The sequence below is a fragment of the Alloscardovia venturai genome (assembly GCF_042676605.1).
Lineage (GTDB): Bacteria > Actinomycetota > Actinomycetes > Actinomycetales > Bifidobacteriaceae > Alloscardovia > Alloscardovia venturai.
Map to the genome: position 1 here is coordinate 1 of NZ_JBHTHQ010000030.1, position 1,644 is coordinate 1,644.

The 1,644-nt window shown below is 50.4% G+C and carries 1 rRNA gene; it reads left to right on the top strand.

The features are described 5' to 3' along the window. Positions 1-1,445: ribosomal RNA gene (locus ACFQY8_RS08000) — 23S ribosomal RNA — on the top strand; the annotation flags it as partial. Between the last annotated feature and the right edge of the window lie 199 nt (positions 1,446-1,644).

The following is a 1,644-nucleotide window of genomic DNA, read 5'->3' on the forward strand; positions in this document are numbered from 1 at the left end:
TTTTGGCTTGGTAAGCACGCAGCCTGTCTGATAGGTAAATCCGTTGGACGTGTATGGTGAGGTGTGATGCGCATCATCGTTGTGGTGGTGTTTTGGTGTGTCTTGGTGTCAAGAAAAACTTCGGTGTGAGAGTGCAAACTGCCCGTACCCTAAACCGACACAGGTGGTCAGGTAGAGAATACTAAAGCGATCGAGCGAATCCTGGTCAAGGAACTCGGCAAATTACTCCCGTGCCTTCGGTATAAGGGAGACCCTTGATGGTGAAACCACTTTGCTGGTGGAGCTTTTGGGGGTGGCACAGACCAGGGGGTAGCGACTGTTTACCAAAAACACAGGTGCATGCGAAGACGTAAGTCGCTGTATATGCACTGACGCCTGCCCGGTGCCGGAAGGTTAAGAGGATCCATTAACTTTGGTGAAGTGGTGAATTTAAGCCCCGGTAAACGGCGGTGGTAACTATAACCATCCTAAGGTAGCGAAATTCCTTGTCGGGTAAGTTCCGACCTGCACGAATGGCGTAACGACTTCCCCACTGTCTCGACCAGGAGCTCGGTGAAATTGCAGTACGAGTAAAGATGCTCGTTAAGCGCAGAAGGACGAAAAGACCCCGGGACCTTTACTATATCTTGGTATTGGCATTCGGTGTGGATTGTGTAGTATAGGCGGGAGACTGTGAAGCATGGGCGCTAGCTTGTGTGGAGTCGACAAGTGAAATACCGTTCTGTTTATATTGGATGTCTAACCTCAACACGTTATCCGTGTTAGGGACAGTGCCTGGTGGGTAGTTTAACTGGGGCGGTTGCCTCCTAAAGAGTAACGGAGGCGCTCAAAGGTTCCCTCAGCCCGGTTGGTAATCGGGTGTTGAGTGTAATTGCACAAGGGAGCTTGACTGTGAGACTGACGGGTCGAGCAGGGACGAAAGTCGGAAATAGTGATCCGGTGCCGGTGTACGGACGCGGCATCGCTCAACGGATAAAAGGTACCCCGGGGATAACAGGCTGATCATTCCCAAGAGTCCATATCGACGGGATGGTTTGGCACCTCGATGTCGGCTCGTCGCATCCTGGGGCTGGAGCAGGTCCCAAGGGTTAGGCTGTTCGCCTATTAAAGCGGCACGCGAGCTGGGTTCAGAACGTCGTGAGACAGTTTGGTCTCTATCCTCTGCGCTCGTTGGAATTTTGAGGAGTCCTGCCCATAGTACGAGAGGACCTGGGTGGACGAACCTCTGGTATGCCAGTTGTCACGCCAGTGGCATGGCTGGTTAGCTACGTTCGGGTGAGATAACCGCTGAAAGCATCTAAGCGGGAAGCTTTCTCCAAGATAAGAATTCCGTAAGATCTAGAGTCTTGAGAGATTCCTTGTAGAACACGAGGTTGATAGGCCAGGTGTGGAAGCATTGTAAGGTGTGGAGCTGACTGGTACTAATAATCGATGGTAATACACTCCAAACATTCTCTTGAGTGTTTGAAGGGCTTGAATACTTTTTGTAGCAATGATGAACATTATTGTGTGTCACGAATACGTTTTTTGCGTCTACTAGCCGGTTCCCAAACTATTACAAGAACTGATACTCGTTTGTCGGGTGTTGGGTATAGTTTAATTTTTGCGGTGGTCATGGCCTAGGGGATACACCCAGTCTCCATT